The organism is Stenotrophomonas sp. BIO128-Bstrain (genome assembly GCF_030128875.1).
GTDB classification, from domain to species: Bacteria; Pseudomonadota; Gammaproteobacteria; order Xanthomonadales; family Xanthomonadaceae; genus Stenotrophomonas; species Stenotrophomonas bentonitica_A.
In genome coordinates, this window is the sequence record NZ_CP124620.1 from 178,072 (window position 1) to 202,327 (window position 24,256).

General features: G+C 67.9%; 23 protein-coding genes. 15 read left to right on the forward strand and 8 right to left on the reverse strand.

Translation table 11 applies throughout. From position 1 onward, the window contains the following. The first annotated feature begins 51 nt into the window (after positions 1 to 51). The gene (locus tag POS15_RS00730; protein WP_284128802.1) at positions 52 to 2,967 is read left to right on the forward strand and encodes a TonB-dependent receptor; all 2,916 of its coding nucleotides are present in this window, start codon (positions 52 to 54) and stop codon (positions 2,965 to 2,967) included. A gap of 93 nt (positions 2,968 to 3,060) precedes the next feature. On the opposite strand, the gene POS15_RS00735 is transcribed toward POS15_RS00730, so the two are convergent. Next, entirely contained in the window at positions 3,061 to 3,318 is a 258-nt protein-coding gene (locus tag POS15_RS00735) for a DUF2789 domain-containing protein (RefSeq protein ID WP_019183827.1), read from the reverse strand. A gap of 165 nt (positions 3,319 to 3,483) precedes the next feature. On the opposite strand from POS15_RS00735, the gene POS15_RS00740 reads away from it, so the two are divergent. The 5 genes from POS15_RS00740 (at position 3,484) to POS15_RS00760 (ending at position 6,519) form a co-directional block, all read left to right on the forward strand. Further along, positions 3,484 to 4,071 (forward strand): biliverdin-producing heme oxygenase, encoded by a 588-nt coding sequence (locus tag POS15_RS00740; RefSeq protein WP_019183828.1) that lies wholly within the window; start codon positions 3,484 to 3,486, stop codon positions 4,069 to 4,071. 49 nt (positions 4,072 to 4,120) lie between these two features. Next, the gene (locus POS15_RS00745) at positions 4,121 to 4,513 is read left to right on the forward strand and encodes a YbaN family protein (RefSeq protein ID WP_019183829.1); all 393 of its coding nucleotides are present in this window, start codon (positions 4,121 to 4,123) and stop codon (positions 4,511 to 4,513) included. A gap of 114 nt (positions 4,514 to 4,627) precedes the next feature. Beyond that, a complete protein-coding gene (exbB, locus tag POS15_RS00750) occupies positions 4,628 to 5,359 on the forward strand; it encodes a tonB-system energizer ExbB (protein WP_284128803.1) in 732 nt (243 codons plus the stop codon). 9 nt (positions 5,360 to 5,368) lie between these two features. Further along, positions 5,369 to 5,794 (forward strand): TonB system transport protein ExbD, encoded by a 426-nt coding sequence (gene exbD / locus POS15_RS00755; protein WP_019183831.1) that lies wholly within the window; start codon positions 5,369 to 5,371, stop codon positions 5,792 to 5,794. Next, entirely contained in the window at positions 5,791 to 6,519 is a 729-nt protein-coding gene (locus tag POS15_RS00760) for an energy transducer TonB (RefSeq protein WP_284128804.1), read from the forward strand. Before exbD ends, POS15_RS00760 begins: the two co-directional genes overlap by 4 nt. Positions 6,520 to 6,581: 62 nt before the next feature. Here the strand turns inward: POS15_RS00760 and POS15_RS00765 are convergent, their stop codons facing one another. Beyond that, entirely contained in the window at positions 6,582 to 8,609 is a 2,028-nt protein-coding gene (locus POS15_RS00765) for a sodium-translocating pyrophosphatase (protein WP_284128805.1), read from the reverse strand. Between the two features lie 363 nt (positions 8,610 to 8,972). On the opposite strand from POS15_RS00765, the gene POS15_RS00770 reads away from it, so the two are divergent. Continuing rightward, entirely contained in the window at positions 8,973 to 9,476 is a 504-nt protein-coding gene (locus POS15_RS00770) for a hypothetical protein (protein ID WP_284128806.1), read from the forward strand. Between the two features lie 187 nt (positions 9,477 to 9,663). Here POS15_RS00770 and POS15_RS00775 read toward each other — a convergent pair whose 3' ends face one another. Beyond that, positions 9,664 to 10,920 carry a 6-phosphofructokinase gene (locus tag POS15_RS00775; protein ID WP_284128807.1) on the reverse strand — a complete coding sequence of 419 codons (1,257 nt, stop codon included), beginning with the start codon at positions 10,918 to 10,920 and terminating at the stop codon, positions 9,664 to 9,666. 141 nt (positions 10,921 to 11,061) lie between these two features. On the opposite strand from POS15_RS00775, the gene POS15_RS00780 reads away from it, so the two are divergent. The 3 genes from POS15_RS00780 to POS15_RS00790 all read left to right on the forward strand — a co-directional run bounded on the left by POS15_RS00780 (position 11,062) and on the right by POS15_RS00790 (position 13,914). Continuing rightward, positions 11,062 to 11,625 (forward strand): adenylate kinase, encoded by a 564-nt coding sequence (locus POS15_RS00780; RefSeq protein WP_019183836.1) that lies wholly within the window; start codon positions 11,062 to 11,064, stop codon positions 11,623 to 11,625. Positions 11,626 to 11,958: 333 nt separating this feature from the next. After that, positions 11,959 to 13,323, forward strand: a complete 1,365-nt coding sequence (mpl, locus tag POS15_RS00785) for a UDP-N-acetylmuramate:L-alanyl-gamma-D-glutamyl-meso-diaminopimelate ligase (RefSeq protein WP_284128808.1) — start codon at positions 11,959 to 11,961, stop codon at positions 13,321 to 13,323. Between the two features lie 12 nt (positions 13,324 to 13,335). Further along, complete coding sequence (locus POS15_RS00790) at positions 13,336 to 13,914, forward strand: LON peptidase substrate-binding domain-containing protein (RefSeq protein WP_019183838.1); 579 nt, start codon at positions 13,336 to 13,338, stop codon at positions 13,912 to 13,914. A gap of 51 nt (positions 13,915 to 13,965) precedes the next feature. Here POS15_RS00790 and POS15_RS00795 read toward each other — a convergent pair whose 3' ends face one another. Continuing rightward, positions 13,966 to 15,969, reverse strand: coding sequence for a bifunctional DedA family/phosphatase PAP2 family protein (locus tag POS15_RS00795; RefSeq protein WP_070473560.1), 2,004 nt, complete (start codon positions 15,967 to 15,969; stop codon positions 13,966 to 13,968). Between the two features lie 102 nt (positions 15,970 to 16,071). Between POS15_RS00795 and POS15_RS00800 the strand changes: the two genes are divergently transcribed. Further along, a complete protein-coding gene (locus tag POS15_RS00800; RefSeq protein ID WP_019183840.1) occupies positions 16,072 to 16,734 on the forward strand; it encodes a serine/threonine protein kinase in 663 nt (220 codons plus the stop codon). Positions 16,735 to 16,753: 19 nt separating this feature from the next. Here POS15_RS00800 and POS15_RS00805 read toward each other — a convergent pair whose 3' ends face one another. Continuing rightward, positions 16,754 to 17,425 (reverse strand): hypothetical protein, encoded by a 672-nt coding sequence (locus POS15_RS00805; protein WP_070473558.1) that lies wholly within the window; start codon positions 17,423 to 17,425, stop codon positions 16,754 to 16,756. Between the two features lie 116 nt (positions 17,426 to 17,541). Here POS15_RS00805 and POS15_RS00810 point away from each other — a divergent pair, with 116 nt between their 5' ends. Both POS15_RS00810 and POS15_RS00815 read left to right on the forward strand, forming a co-directional pair. Then, the gene (locus POS15_RS00810) at positions 17,542 to 18,360 is read left to right on the forward strand and encodes an NAD(P)-dependent oxidoreductase (RefSeq protein ID WP_070425847.1); all 819 of its coding nucleotides are present in this window, start codon (positions 17,542 to 17,544) and stop codon (positions 18,358 to 18,360) included. Between the two features lie 90 nt (positions 18,361 to 18,450). Next, on the forward strand, positions 18,451 to 19,416 hold the full coding sequence (locus POS15_RS00815) for a YiiG family protein (protein WP_019183843.1): 966 nt from the start codon (positions 18,451 to 18,453) through the stop codon (positions 19,414 to 19,416). Positions 19,417 to 19,456: 40 nt separating this feature from the next. Here the strand turns inward: POS15_RS00815 and POS15_RS00820 are convergent, their stop codons facing one another. Beyond that, positions 19,457 to 20,329 carry an ion transporter gene (locus POS15_RS00820; RefSeq protein WP_019183844.1) on the reverse strand — a complete coding sequence of 291 codons (873 nt, stop codon included), beginning with the start codon at positions 20,327 to 20,329 and terminating at the stop codon, positions 19,457 to 19,459. Between the two features lie 65 nt (positions 20,330 to 20,394). Between POS15_RS00820 and POS15_RS00825 the strand changes: the two genes are divergently transcribed. Continuing rightward, a complete protein-coding gene (locus tag POS15_RS00825) occupies positions 20,395 to 21,624 on the forward strand; it encodes an acetylornithine transaminase (RefSeq protein WP_284128809.1) in 1,230 nt (409 codons plus the stop codon). Between the two features lie 48 nt (positions 21,625 to 21,672). On the opposite strand, the gene POS15_RS00830 is transcribed toward POS15_RS00825, so the two are convergent. After that, on the reverse strand, positions 21,673 to 22,284 hold the full coding sequence (locus POS15_RS00830) for an HAD-IA family hydrolase (protein ID WP_284128810.1): 612 nt from the start codon (positions 22,282 to 22,284) through the stop codon (positions 21,673 to 21,675). A gap of 113 nt (positions 22,285 to 22,397) precedes the next feature. On the opposite strand from POS15_RS00830, the gene azu reads away from it, so the two are divergent. After that, positions 22,398 to 22,856: an azurin gene (gene azu / locus POS15_RS00835; RefSeq protein WP_284128811.1), complete on the forward strand. Its 459-nt coding sequence runs from the start codon at positions 22,398 to 22,400 to the stop codon at positions 22,854 to 22,856. Between the two features lie 103 nt (positions 22,857 to 22,959). On the opposite strand, the gene hemL is transcribed toward azu, so the two are convergent. Continuing rightward, positions 22,960 to 24,249 (reverse strand): glutamate-1-semialdehyde 2,1-aminomutase, encoded by a 1,290-nt coding sequence (gene hemL / locus POS15_RS00840; RefSeq protein WP_284128812.1) that lies wholly within the window; start codon positions 24,247 to 24,249, stop codon positions 22,960 to 22,962. Between the last annotated feature and the right edge of the window lie 7 nt (positions 24,250 to 24,256).

Sequence of the window (24,256 nt, forward strand, 5' to 3'; positions counted from 1 at the left end):
TGCGTGCGGATGACCCGCCTCTGCGGCACTGATCTTTCGACAGGTTTTTTCATGCGTACTTCCACCCGCGCGGGGCATCGCCTGCGCCCGTCACGTCTCTGCATCGCCCTGCTCAGCGCCGGCCTGGCCACCGCGCCGGCACTGCCGGCCCTGGCCCAGTCCAGCCCGGCCTCCGCTGCGGCCACGCTGCGTTTCGACATTCCCGCCCAGCCGCTGGCCGACGCGCTGCGCACCTACATGCGGCAATCCGGTGTCCAGGTCGCCTATCCGGCAGCACTGGCCGAAGGGCTGACCTCCACGGCGGTGGCCGGGCAGATGGATGCACCGTCGGCCTTGCTGCGCCTGCTGCAGGGCAGTGGGTTGAACATGCGCCAGGTCGGGCCGGAAGCGGTAACGCTGGAGCGCGCACGGGTGGCCGCCAACGACGACGGCCTGATCGTCACCGATGCGCTCAGCGTGGCAGGTGATCGCATCGAGGGCGGCAGCGACGCCGAGCGCGCGCTGGACGTGTACCGCACCGCCGGTTCCAGCGCCTACATCGACCGCACCACCATCGAGCGCTTTCGCGGCACCTCCACCTCGGACATCGTCAAGGGCGTGGCCGGTGTGACCGCCGGCGATCCGCGCACCGCCAACGCGCTGGACGTGAACATCCGCGGCATCCAGGGCCAGAGCCGCATTCCGGTGATCATCGACGGCGGGCAGTCGACCATGGATACCTACCGGGGTTACGCAGGCCAGTCGCAGCGCACCTATCTGGATCCGGACCTGATCTCCAACATCACCATCACCAAGGGGCCGAGCCTGGGCGTCAACGCCTCCGGCGGCATCGGTGGCGTGGTCGAGATGGACACCCTGAAGATCGAGGACGTGCTGCGTGAGGGCCGCGACGCCGGGCTGCGCGTGCGCACCGGCATGGCCAATGCCAGCGCCAACAACGTGCCCGCCTACGACGCCGCACCGCGCACCGACCGCAGCGCCCTGGGCAGCCAGTTCTTCAACATCGCCACCGCCAAGCATTGGGATCGCTTCGACCTGGTCGCCGCCTACGCATGGCGCGAGAACGGCAACTATTTCTCCGGCAAGCACGGCTACGACGACTTTCCACAGACCCGGCGCACGCTGGCGCCGTTGAATCCGCCGGATACCGAGGTGTTCAACACCTCCTCGCGCTCGGAGTCCTTCCTGCTCAAGGGCACCTGGCGCATCGACGATGACCAGACGCTGGAAGCGGGCTACCGCCGTTATGAAGGCACCGCCGGCGAGATCATGGCCTCGCAGATCATCCGCGTGGACCGCGACCGCGTGCCGCAGTGGGACCCGGGCCATGTCGACATGGATGCCTACAACCTGCGCTACCGCTTCAACCCGGACAACGAGCGGATCGATCTGAAGGCCAACCTCTGGTACACCGATGCCGACAGCCTGATGTACAACGGCCTGACCGGCATCACCCCGTGGTACTTCGATCGCCGCACCGAGTGGTACGACGGCCCCTCGTTCAACACCGATCCGGGCTACAAGGATGCCTACCGCAATGAGCTGACCCAGACCCGGCTTGGTTTCGATGTGGGCAACACCACGCATCTTGACGGTCGCGCCGGGTTGTTCACGCTGGACTACGGCCTGTCCTTCAGCGACGAGGACGTCGGCCCGGGCCCGCACTCGCCGGTCATGCACGACGACCTGGTCAACAACCGCTTCCTGCGCAACGCCGAGCGCAAGGAATACAGCGCGGTGGCCTCGGTCAAATGGCAGCCGGACGAGCATTGGGAAGTGGTGCTCGGTGGCCGCTACAATCGCGTCAACGTGCACGACCGCAATCGCCTGGCCACGCCGGAAACGTACGGGGTGATCGGTCAGTACCGCTACACCCAGCTGCTGGACGGCAACCCCAATCTGCCGGCATGGCGCGCCAAGCGCATCGCCATGCTCAACTGGTATCCGGATGCCAACGGCCAGTTCACCGAGGCCTCGCTGCTGGCATCACCGTATGAGAAGGGCACGGTGGCCGACATCACCGGCTGGAACTTCTACGACGCCGATGATGCGGAGGATCTGAGCGTGCCGGTCAGCTGGACCTGGTCGCAACCGATCCGTCGGCGCGACAGCGCCTTCATGCCCAGTGCCAGCGTCGCCTACCGTTTCGACGAAGACACGATGGTGTACGTGAAGTACGCCGAGGGCGTGAAGCTGCCGAGCCTGTTCGAGACGACCCTGGGCCTGTTCACCGCGGCCAAGCCGACCGGTGAGCTCAAGCCGGAGCGGGCAGGGACCTGGGAGGTCGGTGCGAGCACGGTGCGCCACAGCCTGTTCACCGAGGGCGACCAGGCCGGCTTCAAGCTGGCCTACTTCAACACGCGCATCGCTGATCTGATCACCCGCGACTACCGCACCCTGTCGGCCGGGCTGATCCGCAACGTGGACCGCTTCAAGGTCTCCGGCGTGGAGTTCCAGTCCAGCTATGACAGCGGCATGGTGTTCGCCGATCTGTCCGCGCACTACTACATTCAGGCCAAGACCTGCGCGCCGGACATCGCCGCCGAGCGTCGTGCCTACGGCATCCAGCGGAAGATAGAGGAACTGAAGAACACGCCGGACTGCGTGGATGGTGGCTTCGAAGGGTCCTACAGCAACACCCAGAACCCGCCGCGCTACAACGTCAACCTGACCCTGGGCTCGCGCCTGTTCGACCAGCGCCTGAGCTTCGGCACCCGGGTGATCCACAACGCCGGCCCGATCAGCACGCTGGACAAGGAATGGAACGTGGGCCTGTCGGCGATCCAGCAGCTGTACCGCTCGGCGACCATCGTGGATCTGTTCGCCAGCTGGCAGGCCAGCGAGCAGTTCGCGGTCGACCTCAACGTGGACAACCTGACCGACCGCTACTATCTCGATCCGCTGGCGCTGGGCGTGATGCCCGCACCGGGCCGGACGGTGCGGCTGGCGCTGACCTACCGCTACTGATGCCCGGACACGACAGGGGCCGGCATGGCCGGCCCCTGTCGTGCATCCAGCCTGGCCATCCTGGGCCGGCCGGCATCAGATGCCCGTGATCGCTCAGCCGGCGTTGGCCTGCGCGGTCGCATCGGCGTGCAGGGCTTCGCTGAGCTCATCGACCACGATCGCCCACTCCGCATCCGAGCGCAGCTGCTCGGTCAGGAACTGGCGCTGCCCATCGTTCCAGTACGGCGCTTCGATCAGGCGGATATCGTTGGAGAGCTGGTGGTCGCGGATGAAGGCGGCGATCGCCTCCTCGCTGGCCTCCAGCCCGAGCTGCAGGAACAGATTGGTCATGCGCGGTTCGGTGGTGATCATCGTGTCATTCCAGTGGCAGGGCGTGGCCCGTATTATCGGGGCAAGGCCGTGACGGTGGCATGTGACGGACGCAACGCTCCCCACGCGACAATGGGCTTGGGGTTGCAGCCGTGACAGACGTCTTCAACAGAGAACCGCGCCCCACTTCCCCATCCAAGCAGTGCCATGATCGTCATCGATACTCCCCAAGCCACCCGCAGCCAACGCCTCAAGGCCGCCACCCGTGACAGCCACGGCGCGCTGGACAAGCGCATCATGGCCGGCGACATCTTCGCCAGCCGCGACCTGTTCGCGAAATTCGTGCGCGTGCAGTTCCGCTTTCACCGCGACATCGACGCGCTGTATGGCAACCCCGCGCTGGACGCGCTGCTGCCTGACCTGGACGAGCGCCGCCGGCTGCCGCTGATCGCCCGCGACCTGGCGGATCTGGAACAGACCCTGCCACTGCCGGCATCCACCGGCCTGGATGGCGACCTGCCGCTGCCGGCCGCGCTCGGCTGGCTGTATGTGGCCGAAGGCTCCAACCTGGGGGGCACCGTGTTGTACAAGATGGCCGCCAGGCTCGGCCTGGATAGTGACTTCGGCGCGCGCCACCTGGCCGCACATCCCGATGGCGCGGCCCGCCATTGGCGCGCGTTCACCGCCGCGCTCGACGGCGTCGCGCTCACCCGGGCGCAGGAGCAACAGGTGATCGATGCCGCCGATGCCGCTTTCCGCAGCGTGCACGGTCATGTCGAGGAAGAATTCGCATGAGCACCGCTCGGCACAGCTCCGCCGTGCCGGACCGCCACGGCCACCCGTGATGCGCTGGCTCTGGTTCGGCCTGGGCTGGATCATGGTGGCGCTGGGCGTCATCGGCGCCCTGCTGCCGGTGATGCCGACCACCATCTTCCTGATCCTGGCCGTCGGATGCTTCGCGCGCAGCTCGCCGAAGTTCGAGCGTCGGCTGCTCGAGCATCCTCGTTACGGCCCACCGCTGCGCCTGTGGCGCGAGCAGGGCGCGATCAGCCGCAAGGGCAAGGCCTTTGCCGGCGCCGGCATGGCGTTCGGCTTCGTCATGTTCTGCTGGGGCGCGCATCCGTCCTGGCCGCTGCTGCTCGGCGTCGGCCTGTTCTTCGCCGCCAGCGCGGCCTATGTGCTGTCACGGCCAGCGCCGCGGCCATTGGCCACGCCGGATCGCCCGTCGGAGCGCTGAACGTGCTGTCCGCCCCGCACTGATTCCCACTGCTTCGCCCCCCGATACTCCTCCGCCCTTTGCCTGCCTCCGGCCCTGTCACGCGCCGCGATGCCCTGACCGACGACTCCGCCCATGACCCTGCCCATCGCTCTTCCTGCCACCGTGGCGGCGCTGCCGCATGACCTGACTCCCTGGGGCATGTACCAGGCCGCCGATGGCGTGGTGCAGGCCGTGATGATCGGGCTGGCGCTCGCCTCGATCGCCACCTGGACCGTGCTGGTCGCCAAGACCTGGGAGCTGGCGCGGCAGCGCACGACGTTGCGCGCGGCCCGTGCGCTGCTGCTGCAGGCCGCGCACCTGCCGGCGCCGCAGACGCAGCGGTTGCTGGACGAGGGGGTCGCGCATGCGTTGATCGATGCCGCCCGCACCGAGCTGCGCCTCTCGCATGACGCGCATGATCCGGTCGGGATCAAGGAGCGCGTCGCGTCGCGCCTGGAACGCATCGAACTGGCGCATGCGCGCCAGCTGCGCACCGGCGTGGGCCTGCTCGCCAGCATCGGCGCGATCGCGCCGTTCGTCGGCCTGTTCGGCACGGTATGGGGAATCATGAACAGTTTCATCGGCATCGCCCATGCCAATACCACCAATCTTGCCGTCGTCGCGCCGGGCATCGCCGAGGCGCTGCTTGCCACCGCACTGGGCCTGGTCGCGGCGATTCCCGCCGTGGTGATCTACAACCACTTCACCCGCGTGCTGGCCGGTATCCGCGGCCTGCTGGGGGATCTGTCCGCGGGCGTGCAGCAACTGGTCTCGCGCGATCTGGACCGGCTTGGCAAGGCGCCGGCCGTGCACGACGCGCGCTGAGGACCGGCCATGCCCATCAAGACCGCCCGCCACGACGACGACGCGCTGGAAGAAAGCCACGAGATCAATGTCACGCCCTTCATCGACGTCATGCTGGTGCTGCTGATCATCTTCATGGTCGCCGCGCCGCTGGCCACCGTGGACACGCCGGTGGACCTGCCGGCCAGCACTGCGCAGCCGCAGCCACGCGATGGCGAACCGGTGTTCCTCTCGGTGCAGGCCGATCTGTCACTGAGCATCAACGACGTGCCGGTGGGCCGTGATGGCCTGAAAGCCGCGCTGGAGCGGCTGACCGCCGGTGACCACGAGCAGCGCATCTACCTGCGCGCCGACCAGGCGGTGCCCTATGGCGATCTGATGCAGACCATGAATGCCCTGCGCACGGCGGGGTATCGCAGGATCGCGCTGGTCGGGCTGGAGCAGCGCCGCGAATGAGCCGCGACCCTGCCGCGACGCTGCGCTGGGTGGGCAGCCTGGCCCTCGTGTTGGCCGTGCATGGCGCGCTGATCGGCGGCGCGCTGTGGTGGCAGCAGCGTGCGCCGGTGCTGGCCAGCGACACGCCCGTGGAAGCGGTGATGGTGGAACTGGCGCCGGTGCCTGAGGCGCCATCCGCGCCACCGAAGGAGATGCCGCCCGGGCCGCTGCAGCACGAACAGCATCGGCCCGAGCCCACGCCGGTGCCGAAGATCGATCTGCCGCCGGCCGACACCCCGGACGCGCAGGACGTGCTGCGTCGCCAGACGCCGCGCGAAGAGGAGCCGACCGACCAGCACAACGTCGATCAGACGCTGGCACCGCCGGATGTCTCCGCGCGCCCGTCCGAACGCTACGCTGCCACGCAGACCGTGGCCGGCCACCAGGGCAACGCGGCGGTCACCTGGCAGGGGCTGCTGCTCGGCCATCTGGAACAGTACCGCCGCTATCCGCGCCAGGCCGAGCGCCTGCGCCAGCAGGGCGTGGCCTATGTGCGCTTCTCGGTGGACCGCCAGGGCAACGCCTCCAACATCCGGCTGGGCCAGAGCAGCGGTCATCCGCTGCTGGATGAGGAAACCCTGGCCACGGTGCGCCGCGGCAGCCCGCTGCCGCCGCCGCCCGCCGAGGTGGCCGGTGATCCGGTGGAGGTCATGGTGCCGGTGACGTTCTTCATCCGGCGGCGGTGAGGCGCGGCAGGAGAACACCCCTTGGGGCGCGCCGGCCAACGAGGCCAGCGCGCCGTCCTGCCTCAGAGCAGTGGCACCAGCAGCAACGCCACGATGTTGATGATCTTGATCAGCGGGTTGATCGCCGGGCCGGCCGTGTCCTTGTACGGATCACCGACGGTATCGCCGGTCACCGCGGCCTTGTGCGCCTCGCTGCCCTTGCCGCCGAAATGGCCATCTTCGATGTACTTCTTGGCGTTGTCCCAGGCGCCGCCGCCGGTGGTCATCGAGATCGCCACGAACAGACCGGTGACGATGGTGCCGATCAGCAGGCCACCGAGCGCACGGGGCCCGAGCAGCAGGCCGACCACCACCGGCACGGCGACCGGCAACAGCGAGGGGATGATCATTTCGCGGATCGCCGAGCGGGTGAGCATGTCCACCGCACGGTCGTACTGCGGTTTGCCGGTGCCTTCCATGATCCCGGGAATCTCGCGGAACTGGCGGCGCACTTCCTCCACCACCGCACCCGCCGCGCGACCCACCGCTTCCATCGCCATCGCACCGAACAGGTAGGGGATCAGGCCGCCGATCAGCAGGCCGATGATCACTTCATGGTTGGACAGATCGAAGGCGAAGGTCTCGCCGGGATTGGCGGCCTGCAGGTTGTGCGTGTAATCGGCGAACAGCACCAGCGCGGCCAGGGCCGCTGAGCCGATGGCGTAGCCCTTGGTCACCGCCTTGGTGGTGTTGCCGACCGCATCCAGCGGGTCGGTGATGTCGCGGATTTCCGGGGGCAGTTCGGCCATCTCGGCAATACCGCCGGCGTTGTCGGTGATCGGCCCGTAGGCATCGAGTGCGACGATCATCCCGGCCATCGAGAGCATCGCCGTGGCGGCGATGGCGATGCCGTACAGGCCGCCGAAATGGTGTGCCAGCCAGATCGCCACGCACACCGCGATTACCGGCAGGGCGGTGGACTTCATCGAGACACCGAGGCCGGCGATGATGTTGGTGCCATGCCCGGTGGTGGAGGCCTGCGCCACGTGCTGCACCGGTTTGTACTGGGTGCCGGTGTAGTACTCGGTGATCCACACGATCAACCCGGTCAGCACCAGCCCGATCAACGCGCAGAAGTACAGGTTCAGCGCGCCATGCGCGTTGTCCGGCATCAACTGCGTGGTGATCGGGTAGAACGCGATCGCCGCCAGCACCCCGGATACGATCACGCCCTTGTACAGCGCGCCCATGATCGAGCCGCCCGGTTTTACTTTGACGAACAGCGCGCCCACGATCGAGGCGATGATCGAAACACCGCCCAGCACCAGCGGATACAGCACCGCATTGGCACCGGCCTCGGCGATCATCAGGTTGCCGAGCAGCATCGTGGCGATCACGGTGACGGCGTAGGTTTCGAACAGGTCCGCCGCCATGCCGGCGCAGTCGCCGACGTTGTCACCCACGTTGTCGGCGATCACCGCCGGGTTGCGCGGGTCGTCCTCGGGAATGCCGGCTTCGACCTTGCCGACCAGGTCCGCGCCGACGTCGGCGCCCTTGGTGAAGATGCCGCCGCCCAGCCGCGCGAAGATCGAGATCAGCGACGAACCGAACGCCAGCCCGACCAGCGCGTGCAGCGTCTGCGCGACATCCAGCCCGAGCTTCAACAGCAGCGCGTAGTACCCGGCCACGCCCAGCAGGCCCAGCCCGACCACCAGCATGCCGGTGATCGCACCGCCGCGGAAGGCCACGTCCATGGCCGCGCTCAGGCCGTTGCGGGCGGCCTCGGCGGTGCGCACGTTGGCGCGGACGGAAACGTTCATGCCGATGTAGCCGGCCGCGCCGGAGAGCACGGCGCCGATCGCGAAGCCGATCGCGGTGTACCAACTGAGGAAGATGCCGACCAGCACGAACAGCACGGCACCGGCGATGGCGATGGTCAGGTATTGGCGGTTGAGGTAGGCGCGCGCGCCTTCCTGGATGGCGGCGGCGATTTCCTGCATGCGCGCATTGCCAGCCGGCTGCCGGAGGATCCAGCGTGCCGACACGATGCCATAGAGAATCGCGAGGATGGCGCAGAACAGCGCCAGAGAAAGCCCATAACGTTCCAGCATGTCCCCTCCCGGGTGATGGAATGACATCCAGTGAACGGATGAACTTCTCCACGCGGGGGCACAACGGGCTGCAACCATGAACCAACCCGTTCAGACCGTGCCCGGTCGTCAAGCGTGTGGCGGTGTTCAGCAATCCCTGGTGGCCCGAGTATGCGGGCAAATCCTCGATGCAAGCCAGCAAGGATTACAAACCGCATGCGTGAGGCCGAACTGTCAGTGACATGGGTAGCGCCGACCAGTGGCATGGGTAGTGCCGGCCGCTGGCCGGCAACCACGCAGATCCGGACGACGGGCCGCCTTTGCCACGCCGTTCAGCCACCCACTGGCAGCCTCGGCCCATCCCCCCGCCGTTGGAGTCCTGCCATGTCCTCCCGTCATCTGTTGTGGCTGGCCCTGTTGCCCGCCGTGTCCTCTTTCGCCGCCGAGACCCCCGAACTGAAGCGCGCCGCGGGCACCCCGCAGGCGGTGGGCGCGGCCCACACCCTCCGCCAGATTCCCGAAGCCTGCGCGCGGCTGGAAGGCGTGTTCACCGGCGAAGCGGCCCAGCCGTACAAATTCGCCGTGGTGCGTACCAGCGAGCAGTGCCGGCCGCGGGCCCGCTTCGTCGACTACGACAAGGCGCAGCCCAGCGAGGCCAAGGGCTGGAAACTCAATGATGTGATCCGTGTGCCGAATGCAGGCTGCCCGGCGCAGCAGGCGGTGGTGCGCGTGTGGCGCATGCCGGTCACCACCACGCCCGAACTCGATGGCCAGGGCCAGTCGCGCATCTACCTGGAAGACGCCAAGAAGCAGGCCGCCGCCGGCAAGATCGCGCAGGTGCCGATGTTCGCCGCGCAGATGAAGGTCGAGGGCAAGGCCTGCAACTGACCTGACCACGCACCGGTAGTGCCGGCCGCTGGCCGGCTCCCGGGAATCTGCCGGGGACACCGCGGTGCCGGCCAGCGGCCGGCACTACCTCAGGGCCGGAGACACCGCGGCGCCGGCCAGCGGCCGGCACTACCTGAGCGCCTGGGAACACAACGATGCTGGCCAGCGGCCGGCACCGACGGGTTGCTCATGCTTCGAAGGCAGGCAGCTTCTTCTTCACTGCCACGTTCTTCAGCGTCACGTACTTCGGCAGCCCATCAGGCCCGTAGGGCAACGGGGCTTCCCCCTTGATCAGCGGGGCGAGATAGGCGCGGGCCTTGTCGGTGATGCCGAAGCCATCGCGGCGGATGAAGCCGGCCGGCATCTTCTTCTCGTGGTTGGCCACCTTGTGCAGCGGGGCGGCCTCGATTTTCCAGCGATAGGGTTTATCGCTGGTGCGCACGATCACCGGCATCACCGCGTTCTGGCCCTTCAACGCGAACTGCACCGCCGCCTTGCCCACCGCCTGTGCCTGCTCCCAGTCCGTTTTGGAGGCCAGATGGCGCGCCGAGCGCTGCAGGTAGTCGGGCAGGGTCCAGTGGACCTTGTAGCCCAGTCCATCCTTGACCCGGGCAGCCAGCTGCGAGGCCACGCCGCCGAGCTGGGTATGCCCGAACGAATCGGTGCCACCGCCCGCATCGGCGACGAAACGGCCATCGGCCGTCTGGATGCCCTCGGAGGCCACCACCACGCAGTAGCCCACGCGCTCGACCACCTGTTTCACCTTGGCCAGGAACGCGGCCTCGTCGTAGGCGCGCTCGGGCAGCAGGATGATGTGCGGGGCGTCATCGGCGCCCTGGCCGGCCAGGCCCGCGGCCGCCGCAAGCCAGCCGGCATGGCGGCCCATCGCTTCGTACACGAACACCTTGGTCGAGGTCTCGGCCATCGCGGCCACGTCCAGCGCCGCTTCGCGCACGGAGACCGCCGTGTACTTGGCCGCCGAGCCGAAGCCCGGGCAGGTATCGGTCACGGCCAGATCGTTGTCGATGGTCTTGGGCACGCCGACGCAGGTCAGGTCGTAGTCGAAGGCCTTGGCCAGCTGGGAGACCTTCCAGGCGGTATCGGCCGAATCGTTGCCGCCGTTGTAGAGGAACCAGCGCACATCGTGCGCGCGCAGCACCTGGAGCAGCCGCTCGTACCTGCCGCGGTCGGCCTCCAGCGATTTGAGCTTGTAGCGGCACGAGCCGAACGCGCCGCCGGGGGTATGGGCGAGGGCGGCGATCGCGGCAGCGGTTTCCTTCGAGGTGTCGATCAGGTCCTCGCGGAGCGCGCCGAGAATACCGTTGCGTGCGGCCAAGACCTTGATTCCTTTGGCCCTTGCCGTGCTGATGACCGCCGAGGCCGTGGCATTGATGACGGCGGTGACGCCGCCTGACTGGGCGTAGAGCAGGGTACCGTTGGGCATGGTGCGACCTTGGTCTGGGGGAAGGACATTGCAGAGACATTACCGGTATGGGGTAAAGTGCGCGTATTGCGGTGCAGCGTGATTGTGGACAATCCCGGGGCGCGCGCCCTTCCATTTTCTTACCACGTTGGAGTCAGGTTGATGCGATTGGTTCTGTTGGGACCGCCCGGTTCGGGCAAGGGGACGCAGGCGACGCGCCTGAAGGAACATCTTTCGATTGCGCACATTTCCACCGGCGACCTGCTGCGTGCCGAAGTGGCTGCGGGGACCGAGCTGGGCAAGCAGGCCAAGGCCGTGATGGATGCCGGCAACCTGGTGTCCGATGACATCCTGCTGGGCATGCTCGAGTCGCGCCTGGGCCAGGACGATGTGGCCAAGGGCTTCATCCTGGATGGTTACCCGCGCAACGTGGCCCAGGCCAATGCGCTGGACAGCCTGCTGGCCAAGATCGGCCAGCCGCTGGATGCGGTCGTGCAGCTGGACGTGCCGACCGAACTGCTGGTCGAGCGCATCGCCGGCCGCGCCGCCGAGCAGGGCCGTGCCGATGACAACCCCGAATCGGTGCGTCAGCGCCTGCAGGTCTACAACGACCAGACCGCGCCCGTGGTGGATTTCTATGCCGGCCGTGGCACGCTCGCACGCGTTGATGGCGTGGGTGAACTGAACGACGTGGAAGCGCGCATCCGCGCCGCGATCCAGGCCTGATCCGGTCGGTGCCGCTACGGCGGCACCGCACGGGCAGTGCGCTGCCCAGTGCCTGAAACACACACGCCCGGCCCCCGAAGGGACCAGGCGTGTGGTTTGAAGGTGCCAGCGAGCGGGCTTGCTCAGAGCCCCGCAGCATGAGCCCCCCTGGGGATGGCCTCTTGGGGAGTAGGACCAATGGGGTGCTGCGGCTGGCCCATGGAATTGTGTCCGTCTTCACAGTACGGCGCTATCGGGATTTCCCTGACACCGTGATGGACTTCTCTGATACTCGACTAGGAGTTATCTGACGGCGATGTCCATCGACGGTGATGATCGGCGACAATCGCAGGCATGAGCACGATCCACATTCTTGGTATTGCAGGCACTTTCATGGGCGGCGTGGCCGCGCTGGCACGCGAGAAGGGCCATGCGGTCCGCGGCAGCGACCAGGCGATCTACCCGCCGATGTCCACCCAGCTCGAACGCCTGGGCATCGCCCTGGATCCGGGCTACCGCGCCGACAGCGTGGCACCGGACTGCGACGAGGTGGTGATCGGCAATGCGCTCTCGCGCGGCAACCCTGCCGTGGAAGCCGTGCTGGATGCAGGCCAGCGCTATATCTCCGGGGCCCAGTGGCTGTCCGAGCAGGTGCTGCCGGGCCGCGACACCCTGGCTGTGGCCGGCACGCACGGCAAGACCACCACCACCACCATCCTGACCTGGCTGCTGCACAGCGCCGGGCGTGAGCCGGGCTTTCTGATCGGCGGCGTGGCGGAGGATTTCGGCGTCTCCGCGCGCATCGGCAGCGGCCGCGAGTTCGTGGTCGAGGCCGACGAGTACGACACCGCGTTCTTCGACAAGCGCAGCAAGTTCGTGCACTACCGGCCGCTGGTGGCGATCCTCAACAACCTCGAGTACGACCACGCCGACATCTTCCCGGACGTGGCCGCGATCCAGCGCCAGTTCCATCACCTGATCCGCACCGTGCCCGCGCGCGGGCGCCTGATCGTCAACGGCGAAGATGCCTATCTCGCCGAGGTGCTGGCGATGGGGTGCTGGACGCCGGTGGAGCGCTTCGGTTTCGATCCTGCGCTGGAATGGCACGCCGAGCTGGTGGAGGCCGACGGCAGCGTGTTCGTGGTGCACCATCGGGGCGCGCGCGTCGGTGAAGTGCGCTGGTCGCTGCTCGGCCGGCACAACGTGCTCAACGGGCTCGCTGCGCTGGCCGCCGCGCATGCGGTAGGTGTCGAACTGGCCACGGTGATGCCGGCGCTGGCCGCGTTCCGCAGCGTCAAGCGCCGCCTGGAAGTGATCGGCCAGGCACGCGATGTCACCGTCTACGATGACTTCGCGCATCACCCCACCGCGATCCGCACCACCCTTGAGGGCCTGCGTGCGAGGGTTGGTGAAGCCCGCATCGTGGTGGCGATGGAACCGCGCAGCAATTCCATGCGGCTGGGCGCGCATGCGCAGGCGCTGGCCCCGTCGCTGGACGGTGCCGATGCCGTGGTGTTCCTGCACCGCCCCGAGCTGGCCTGGGATGCGGCCGGCGTGATCGCGGCCGTGCGAGGCGAGGCGTATGCCGTGCCGGATACCGATGCGCTGCTGGCCCGCCTGGACGCGATCGCCATGCCCGGCGACCACGTGGTGTTCATGTCCAATGGTGGCTTCGACGGCGCGCCGCGGCGCTTCCTGGCACAGCTGCAGCCGTCCTGAGCGGGCCTGGCCATGACCGACACCGCGTCACTGCCCCTGTTCCCGCTGCACACCGTGCTGCTGCCCGGCGCCGCGCTGGGCCTGCGCGTGTTCGAGCGGCGCTACCTGGACATGCTGCGCGAATGCAGCCGCGCCGGTACCGCGTTCGGTGTCTGCATGATCCTGCACGGTGAGGAAACCGGCGCCCCCGCGGTGCCGGCCGCCTACGGCGTGGAGGCGCGGATCGAGGATTTCGACGTGGGCGCCGATGGCGTGCTGGTGCTGCGCCTGCGTGGCCAGCGTCGCTTCCATGTCGATCGCACGCGCGTGCGCGACAACGGGCTGATCATTGCCGAGGTGACCTGGTGTGCGGCCGACAGCGACGATGAGCTGCAGCCCGAACATGCGCTGATGGCGACCGTGCTTGAGCACATCATCGAACAGGCCGGTGCCGCGTTTGCTCCGGTCAGCCCGGCGCAGATGGAGCAGGCCAGCTGGGTCGGCTGGCGCCTGGCTGAGCTGCTGCCCCTGCAGGATGCGCAGCGCCTGCAGCTGCTGCAGCACGATGACCCGCACCAGCGCCTGCAGGCGTTGCTGGACTGGATGCCGTAACGCGGGGCGAGGCCCCGCTGCACGAACGGCCGGGATGATCCCGGCGCTGCCTCATTCGGCCGCGGGCATGCGCACGCGCAGCACCGGCATCTGCGTATCCGGATGGGTGTCGACCTGCTGTGGCAGGCCATCCAGTGCCTGGCGCACCGCATTGAGCGAGGGGTCGATGCCACGCATCGGGCGCCACATCCCGATCAGATTGAAGTGCTGCTGGTAGTGCAGGGTCTGCGCACTGCCGAGCCACAACGGCTCATCCACCGGCGCTGACAGCCGCGCCGGTGCCGGCCACAGGCGCAGCGCGAACATCTCGTTGGGGGCATTGCCGGCGCGCAGCATCAGCAGCGATTCGACCTGCGTGTCCAGGGTGGCTGGCAGGACCGGCACCTTGTCCTTGTCCGAGGACTTGTCGAGCATCAACAGCGCCTGCTCCCAGCCGGCCTGCGGCTGAACGCGCCAGCCCTGGCTTTCCAGGCGGCGCTGCAGCGGTGCCAGCGGGCCGGCCACCTGCACATCCAGCGGCCAGCGCTGGTCGTCGTCGAATTCATTGCGGCGCGAGGGCAGGTGCTGCCACTCGGTCGTCCACCAGGCCTGTGCATCCAGCGGCGCTGGGCTCGGCTGCGCCGGTTCGAAGCGCGCCAGTTTCACCGGGATGTTGCGCGGGGCGTACCAGAGCGCGGCCACGGCGAAGGTACCGTAGAACAGCCACGCCACCGGCTTGACCCAGAACGAGCGGTTGAAGCGGCGGCGGTACGCGATGCCGAGCACCAGCAGCCAGAACAGGCCGAACAGCATGCCGCCGATCACATCGCTCAGCCAATGGGCGCCGAGGTAGATGCGGGCGAAGCCGATCAGGCTGACGATGATGCCCGACAGCAGGTAGGGCCACACGCGGGTGCGGCCGGGCAGTTCGCGCGCGATCAGCACGGCGAAGAAGCCGAAGGTGATCGTGGCCATCGTTACCGAGACCGACGGGAAGCCGAAGCCGCTGCTCGCATCCGGCGGCCGGACCACGTCCACGGTTGCGCCGAGCAGCTTGCACAGGGCCAGGCCGAAGGCCAGCGCGGCCAGCCAGTGACCGGCCGCCATCCAGCGCCGGCGCCAGACCAGGTAGCCCATGCCGGCGGCCGTGGCCGGCAACAGGACCTGCCAGGCGCCCAGCGAGGCCAGCGCGGCCATGGGGTAATCGGCCAGCGGATTGCGCAGGGCCAGCATGGCGTGGTGCACGGCCAGATCGACCCGCAGCGGTTCGCCATGCGCGACCACCGCCATCAACAGGGCGAACCAGCCCCAGCCAAGCAGCAGCAGCATCACCGCCAGCATCGCCAGCGGCACCGATTCACGCCGCTGGGGATCGAACACCGCCACCGAGTAACGGCCCAGCGTTGGATGGCGCTGCGACCAGTTCAACAGCATGGCCAGCCAGCTGTCCATGCGCGAGGCCGACCAGCGGTAGCCGTACAGCACGATCGCCCAGACCAGGCCCATGATCACGCCGAGCAGGCCCAGCACCATCACCAGCCGGCCGGCAACAGCGGCGACCGCGTCATACGCCTCGCCGAGCACCCAGCCGGGGGCCAGGAACAGCACCGCCCAGGACAGGCTGGCGATGCCACTGGCCTGGAAGTAGCGCGAGAGCGGCATCTTCATCATGCCGGCGATGGCCGGCACGAACGGGCGGATCGCGCCGACATAGCGCGCCACCAGGATGCTCTTGAACGCGTTGCGGCGGAACATCGTCTCGCCGCGGTCGAGCAGCTGCGGATACTTGCTGAAGGGCCAGAAGCCGCGCAGGCGATCCCCCCAGCGCCGGCCTACCCAGTAGCTGATGCCGTCGCCGGCAAACGCGCCCAGCGCTGCGCAGGCCACCGCGTACGGCCCGGAGATCTGGCCCAGGCCGATGAACACACCCACGGCGAACAGCAGCGGCAACGCGGGCACGATCGCGCCCAGCACGATGACTGCATCGCAGAAGGCAATGAGGAAAATGACCGCACCGGCAAGCACGGGGTGAGCTGAGATCCACGCAAGCGTGGCATCGATCCATGACGAGTCCATCGGAGGATTATAGGGGGGGCAAAGTGACTGACTGCCGGCCAGCGGCGGGCAATGTGCGGCATCTGCAGTGAATGAGCGCGATCAGCCGCCTAGAATGGCGCCATGACACGCCCTGCCGATCCCGCCCCGACCGCCCTCAAAGCCGACAGCTTCGGCCGCATCCTGCTGATGGAGCAGGACGGCCAGCGCTTCGTGCGCCGTGATCTGGAGGCCACCCCGTGGTGGCTGCGCCTGCCGGCATGGTGGCTGGCCCGGCGCGAGGCGCGCGCGCTGGCGCATCTGGATGGGATGCCCGCCACGCCGCGGTTGCTGGGCTGGAACGGGCGCTGGCTGGACCGCAGCTTCATGGCCGGCGATGCGATGTACCAGCGTCCGCCGCATGGCGACCTTGCCTATTTCCGTGCGGCGCGCCGTCTGCTGCAGCAGGTCCATCGCCACGGCATCGCACACAACGACCTGGCCAAGGAAGCCAACTGGCTGGTGCGCGAAGACGGCTCGCCGGCCCTGATCGATTTCCAGCTGGCGGTGATCGGCAATCCGCGCTCACGCTGGATGCGCCTGCTGGCCCGCGAGGACCTGCGCCACCTGCTCAAGCACAAGCGCATGTACTGCCGGCCGTCGCTGACGCCGGTGGAGAAGCGGCTGCTCAAGCGCACCTCGTGGGTGCGTGACCTCTGGTTCCGCACCGGCAAGCCGGTCTACCGCTTCGTCACCCGCAGGATCCTGCACTGGGAAGACAACGAAGGGCAGGGCCCCAAGCCGTAGCAGGGGCCGATGCCTGCGCTCAGCGCAGGTCGAGGATCTGCTTGCCGGTGAAGCGGCGTTGCGCGTCGAACTCGTAGGCGACCCGCAGCATGCCCTCGTCCGCGCAGGCATGGCAGGTGCGCAGCGGCGTGCTGTAGATCAGGCGCAGCCCGCCGTTGGGCAGCGCTTCACTGCCGCTGGCCTCGGCGGGGGCGAACGGTGAGGCGTCCGGGTGCGCATCAAGGAAGGGTTTGACCGTTGCATCGGCGCGCGACATTTCCGGCAGGACATCCGCATCCACATCCACGGTATGCCCGGCACTGTCGACCAGCAGCGTGCCTTCATTGGTATTGGCACGGAACGGGTACTCGATGGTGGCAATGCCCACGCCGTCCTGGTCACGCCATGCGCTGACGTAGCCGGGATTCCCCTGCGCGCCCAGCTGATGGGCCGCGGCGATCGCCTGCGGGCTGGCCTTGGCCGCCTGCATCGCCTTGGACAGGCAATCATCGGCAACCGGCGCCTGGCCGCGGCAGGCGTCCACCTCGCCGTCCCAGATCGCCGCTTCGCTGAAGGGGGAGGCGCCACCTGCCGTACCGGGAACGGTGGCGGCCGCCTGCACAGGGGCGGTGGACGGGTCGCCGGCGGGCTGGCAGGCAGCCATGGCCAGTACCAGCGCCAGCGCGGTCAGGGGAAGGCGGATCGCCGTCATGTCGCTCATTCCATGCAGAACGTGAACGCCCAGTATCGACGCGGCGCATGAATCCGGTGTGTGCGCCGGGGCGGCATAATGCCGGTTCACTGCAATCGCATCGAAGGAATCCGCGCATGGCCAGTCTGCAAGGCAAGACCCTGTTCATCACCGGCGCCTCGCGCGGCATCGGCCTGGCCATCGCACTGCGTGCTGCACGGGACGGGGCCAACATCGCCATCGCGGCCAAGTCCTCGGTGCCCAACCCCAAGCTGCCCGGCACCATCCACAGCGCAGCGGAGGCGGTCACCGCCGCCGGCGGCCAGGGGCTGGCGCTGAAGTGCGACATCCGCGAAGAAGACCAGGTGCGTGCGGCCGTCGCCGCCACCGTGGATACCTTCGGTGGCATCGACATCCTGGTCAACAACGCGAGCGCGATCTGGCTGCGCGGCACGCTGGACACGCCGATGAAACGTTTCGACCTGATGCAGCAGGTCAACGCACGCGGCAGCTTCCTGTGCGCGCAGGCCTGCTTGCCGCACCTGCTGCAGGCACCCAATCCACACATTCTCACCCTCGCGCCGCCGCCAAGCCTGGACCCGAAGTGGTGGGCGCCGCATACCGGCTACACGCTGGCGAAGATGGGCATGAGCTTCGTCACGCTTGGCCTGGCCGCGGAGTTCGGCCCACAGGGCGTGGCGGTCAATGCGTTGTGGCCGCGTACCGTGATCGCCACTGACGCAATCAACATGATTCCCGGCGTGGACATCGGCGGCTGCCGCACGCCGGCCATTCTTGCCGATGCCGCACACGCGGTGCTGACCCGCGAGGCGGCCGGCTTCAGTGGGCAGTTCCTGCTGGATGACGAGGTGCTGGCGCAGGCCGGCATCACTGATTTGAGTGGCTATGCCGTCGATCCGTCGCGTCCGTTGATGCCCGATCTGTTCCTGGATTGACGCGCGCGCGGTGCGCGCCGCGTGCGCGATGACAAACGCTGCACAGGCCGGGCTGCTATGGTGCGGGCCCCAAATCGTATGGACACATGCATGTCATTCCGCACACGGACCGCACCGCTCGCCGCCGCCATCGCCTTGATCAGCCTGCTCGGCGCCTGCAGCAAGGGCCCGGGCAGCGTTGCCGATACCCAGGGCGTGGAAAAGGTGAACGCCTACATCGCCTGCTTCAACGCCGTTGAACAGCCGATCCACGAAGGCTTCCAGCAGTACATTGGCTGGATGCAGGATCCGGAGGCTGGCCCTACCGGCAATGAGAAGCAGGTGCGTGGGCCGGGCACGGTGTTGTCGCATCGCGTGGAGGCGTGCAACGCCCCGATGGTCGCCGCGCTGGCGATGACGCCGGCCGAGCCCGAGCTGGATCCGGCGGCGAGCGCTTACCAGAAGACGTTCGTCGACCTGTACGCCCTTATCGAGCAGGCCGACCGTTACTACAGCCGCGAGGACTACCTGCGCGATGACCATGCCGGGATGCGCAGCCAGCATGCCCCGCTGATGAAGGCGTACACGGCGTTCTTCGACGCAGGCACCGCGCTGGATGCCGCGCTGGAAAAGCGCGAAGACGAACGCCGTGCGGAACAGCTCAAGGAGATTGAAGCTTCCGAAGGCCGCTCGATGGCGTACTACCAGATCAAGATCCTCGGTGATGGCAAGCAGCTCACGCAGCTGCTCAACAGCGAGACGCCCGATCTGGCGGTGGCACGCACCCAGCTCGCGGCGTTCCAGGCGCTGCTGCAGCAGGCGCAGGATGACAAGATCGGCAAGGGCGATGCGATGTGGGGCCACGTGGAGCGCGCCGCCGATGCACTGGCCCGCGATGCCGGCCGCCGCATCGAGCGCGTCGAGTCGAAGAAGCCGTATACCCGCAGCGAGCAGATGCTGATGGAGAGCGGTGGGCGGATCAGCAACCCGCAGGGCTCGGCCGAAGCCTTGCTGGCCAGCTACAACGACCTGGTCGACATGAGCAACCGCCTGGCGCGGACCAGCGGCGCGCGTTGAGTGATCGCGCGGCGGGCTGCCTGGCGGCCCGCCGCAAGCATCAGACGTTGAAGACCGGGGGCAGTTTTTCGCCGCAATGGCGGCAATGCACGGCGTCCGGTTCGTGGCCTTCCAGCCCGCAATGCGGGCAGCCGCGCGCATCACGGCGCGCGGCATGCTCGGCATCGCGCATGGTGTTGGCCAGTTCGGCGGTGTAGATGCCGGTCGGCACGGCGATGATGCTGTAGCCGATCAGGATCAGCACCGAGGTGACGAAGCGGCCGAGCACGGTCTGCGGCACGATGTCGCCGAAGCCCACCGTGGCCATGGTCACCACCGCCCAGTACATGCTGCTGGGGATGCTGGTGAAGCCGTGGTTGGGGCCTTCGATCACGTACATCATCGTGCCGGCGATGATGGTGATGGTGATCACCGTGAACAGGAACAGCAGCACCTTGCGGCGGCTGCGCCACAGCGATTCCATCAGCACGCCGCTTTCTTCGATGTAGCGGGTCAGCTTGAGGATCCGGAACACCCGCAGGATGCGCAGCGCGCGCACCACCAGCAGGCTCTGCGCGCCGGGGATGAACAGCGACAGGTAGGTGGGCAGGATCGAGGCCAGATCGATGATGCCCCAGATGCTGAATGCGTAGCGCAGTGGGCGTTTGACCACCACCAGCCGCAGCAGGTACTCGGCGGTGAATACGATCGTGAAGCCCCATTCCAGCACGTACAGCCAGTCGGCGTAGGCTGCATGGAAGCGCTGCACGCTGTCGAACATGACCACCACCACGCTGGCGATGATCGCGTAGACCAGCAGCAGGTCGAAATTGCGCGAGGGCCGGGTGTCGTGGCGGTAGATGATGTCGAACCACTGGCGGCGCCAGCCGGTCTCGGTGGCGGGGTTGAGCTGGGGGGCGGTGAACGGTCGCATGGGCCGCATTGTGCCCCACCGGCCCAAAGCGCGAGAATGGGATCTTTCCTGAGCCCCTGACTGCCATGACCGCCGCTGCCACCGATCCGCTGTTGTCCCTGTCGCATTACTACCTGCCGGTCTACAAACCGCGCCAGGTGGTGCTCGAGCGCGGCCAGGGCGCGCGCGTCTGGGACAACCAGGGCCGCGAGTTCATCGATCTGGCCGCCGGCATCGCCGTGTGCGGCCTGGGCCACAACGATCCGGACCTGAAGGCGGCGCTGATCGAGCAGGCCGGCAAGCTTTGGCACACCAGCAACGTGTTCTACAGCGAGCCGCCGCTGCGCCTGGCCGAGGAGCTGGTCACCGCCTCGCGCTTCGCCGAGCGCGTGTTCCTGTGCAACTCAGGCGCCGAAGCCAATGAGGTGGCGATCAAGCTGGTCCGCAAGTGGGCCTCTTCGCTGGGCCGCCCGGCGCACCAGCGCGTGATCGTGACCTTCCGCGGCAGCTTCCACGGCCGCACGCTGGCCGCGGTCACCGCCACCGCCCAGCCGAAGTACCAGGAAGGCTACGAACCGCTGCCCGGTGGCTTCCGCTATGTCGACTTCAACGACGAGGTCCAGCTGGAAACCGCGATGGCCGCCGGTGATGTCGCCGCGGTGATGCTCGAGCCGATCCAGGGCGAGGGTGGCGTGATGCCGGCCAAGCCGGGCTTCCTGCAGCGCGTGCGCGAGCTGTGCGACCAGCACAACGCGCTGGTGGTGCTCGATGAGATCCAGGCGGGCATGGGCCGTACCGGCACGCTGTTCGCGCATTGGCAGGACAACATCAAGCCGGACATCGTCACCCTGGCCAAGGCGCTGGGCGGCGGCTTCCCGATCGGCGCGATGCTGGCCGGCCCGAAGGTGGCCGAGGTGATGCAGTTCGGTGCCCACGGCACCACCTTCGGCGGCAACCCGCTGGCCGCGGCTGTCGCCCGCGTGGCGCTGCGCAAGCTGTCCTCGCCGGAGATCGCACACAACGTCAGCCGTCAGTCGCAGGCGCTGCGCGATGGGCTGGGCAGGATCAACGACGAGTTCAAGGTGTTCAGCCAGGTCCGCGGTCGCGGCCTGATGCTGGGCGCGGTGCTGGACAAGGATTTTGCCGGCCAGGCCGGTCTCATCCTCGACCACGCCGCCGAACACGGCCTGCTGACCCTGCAGGCCGGCCCGGACGTGCTGCGTTTCGTGCCGTCGCTGAACATCACCGATGAAGAAATCGCCGAAGGCCTCAAGCGCCTGCGCGCGGCGGTGCAATCCTTCATCGCCTCCCGGTAGAGCCGACCGTTGGTCGGCTGCTGTGGCAGAGCCGACCGCTGGTCGGCTCTACGCCAGGCCGTACCGTTTCAACACCTTGCCGATGCTGCGACTGTCGGTGGCGGTTTCCGCCTGCAATCCCGCCTGACGCGCACCGCGCACGTTGGTGAACAGGTCGTCGATGAACAGCGTGCGCCCGGCGCGTGCGCCCAGCAGCGCCATCGCGTGCACGAATACAGCCGGGTCCGGTTTGCGTCCGCCCAGCGCGCCGCTGCACAGGATGCGCCCCTGCAGCGCTGGGGCAAGGGTCGGCAGGATGCGCGGAATGGTGTCCGCCATCAGCGCGCCGTTGTTGGTGAGGATCGCAATCGGCAGGCGGCGCGCGACCTGTTCAATGCGTTCGATCACCCCGGTCTGTGGCGCGGACGCGGCGATGCGGGCGTCCTGCCACTGCGCGATGCTCACCGTGCTGTCCAATGCCGCCCCCAACTGGTGCAGGTACCGCGTGCTGTCCAGGCCGGCGTCGTGCTGCTGCTCCAGGCCGCTGTCGAACAAGGCCGCCTGTACCTGCGCGACACTGCAGCCGGTGCTGGCCGCCAGGTGGCGCACGCGCAGGTGCCGCGCATGACGCACCAGCACACCATCGAAATCCAGCAGCAGGCATTCCACGGCGACGGCCATCGCGCACTCTCGTCCAGGTCCAATGCTGACCGTACCCCACTCGGGGCGCGCGCTGCGACATCGCGTCGCAGGCCGGGCGCGGGCACGGACTCTAGAATCGCGTGGACTGTTCGATGGAGATCGCCGTGAAACTGCTTGTTCCCGTGTTGCTCGCCGGCCTGATGCTGGCCCCGGCTGCCCATGCCCGCGTGTGCGCGGTCAGCATCGACAGCACCGACCAGATGAGCTTCAACCAGAAGGAGATCAAGGTCGGCGCGGACTGCAGCCAGGTGAAGCTGACCCTGCGCCACACCGGCAAGCTGGCCGCTACCGCGATGGGCCACAACTGGGTGCTCACGCGGACCCCGGACTACCAGCCGGTGGCGATGGCCGGCATGCGCACGTCCCTGGCCGACAGCTACCTGCCCAAGGGCGATGCGCGCGTGCTGGCGCATACCGCGGTGATCGGCGGTGGGCAGACCACCAGCGTGACGTTCTCGACCGCGAAGCTGGCCAAGGGCGGCGACTACACGTTCTTCTGCTCGTTCCCGGGGCACTTTGCGATGATGAAAGGCCGTTTTCTGTTCGGCTGAGCGCCGAACTGAAACCAACCGGTAGCTACCGACCGCTGGTCGGTAGACCGGGTGATCGGCACGCACGCGGTGACGACCAACGGTCGTCACCTGCCGTGTTCGATCAGCCTTTGACGACCTTGAACGCTTCGCGCGCCGCGTCGATGGTCGCGTCGATCACGCTGTCGTCGTGCGCGCTGGACATGAAGCCGGCTTCGTACGCCGACGGGGCCAGGAACACGCCGCGCTCCAGCATCGCGTGGAAGAAGGTGTTGAACGCGGTGATGTCGCAGGCGGTGGCCTGGGCGTAGGTGTCCACCTTCTGGTCGGTGAAGAACAGGCCGAACATGCCGCCCACCTGGGTGGTGGTCACGGCCACGCCGGCCTCGGCCGCGGCCGCTTCCAACCCGGCGCACAGGCGCGCGCTGGCCGCGCCCAGGCGATCATGGAAGCCCGGTTCCTGCACCAGTTCCAGCATCGCCAGGCCCGCGGCCATCGCCACCGGATTGCCGCTGAGCGTGCCCGCCTGGTAGATCGGGCCAGCCGGGGAAATCTGCGACATCAGCTCGCGGCGACCGCCATAGGCACCCACCGGCATACCGCCGCCGATGATCTTGCCGAAGGTGGTCAGGTCCGGGGTGACGCCGTAGTGCGCCTGCGCGCCGCCGAGGGCCACGCGGAAGCCGGTCATCACTTCGTCGAAGATCAGCACCGTGCCGTACTGCGTGCACAGCGCGCGCAGGTGCTGCAGGTAGCCCTCGCGCGGCGGGATGCAGTTGGCGTTGCCGACCACCGGCTCGATGATCAGGCCGGCGATGTGCTCGCCCTGTTCGGCGAACAGCGTGGTGGCGGCCTCGAAATCGTTGTAGGGCAGGGTCAGGGTGAGTTCGCTCAGGCCGGCCGGGACGCCCGGCGAGGTCGGCACGCCCAGGGTCAGCATGCCGCTGCCAGCCTTGACCAGGAACGAATCGCCGTGGCCGTGATAGCAGCCTTCGAACTTGACGATGCGGCTGCGGCCGGTGGCGCCGCGCGCCAGCCGGATCGCCGACAGTGTGGCCTCGGTACCGGAGTTGACCATGCGCACCATCTCGCAGGACGGCACCAGCCGGGTCAGCGTTTCGGCCATGGTCACTTCCGCTTCGCACGGCGCACCGAAGGACAGGCCGTTGCCGATCGCCTGCTTGACCGCCTGGCGCACCGCGGTGTGGTTGTGGCCGACGATCATCGGGCCCCAGGAGCCGACGTAATCGATGTAGCGGTTGCCGTCCACGTCGTACAGGTACGCGCCATCGGCACGCTGCACGAAGAACGGCTCGCCGCCGACCGACTTGAACGCGCGCACGGGCGAGTTGACGCCGCCCGGCAGCAGTTTCTGGGCGCGGGTGAACAGGGCGTGGGACTGGTCGTGGTTCATGGGGTGT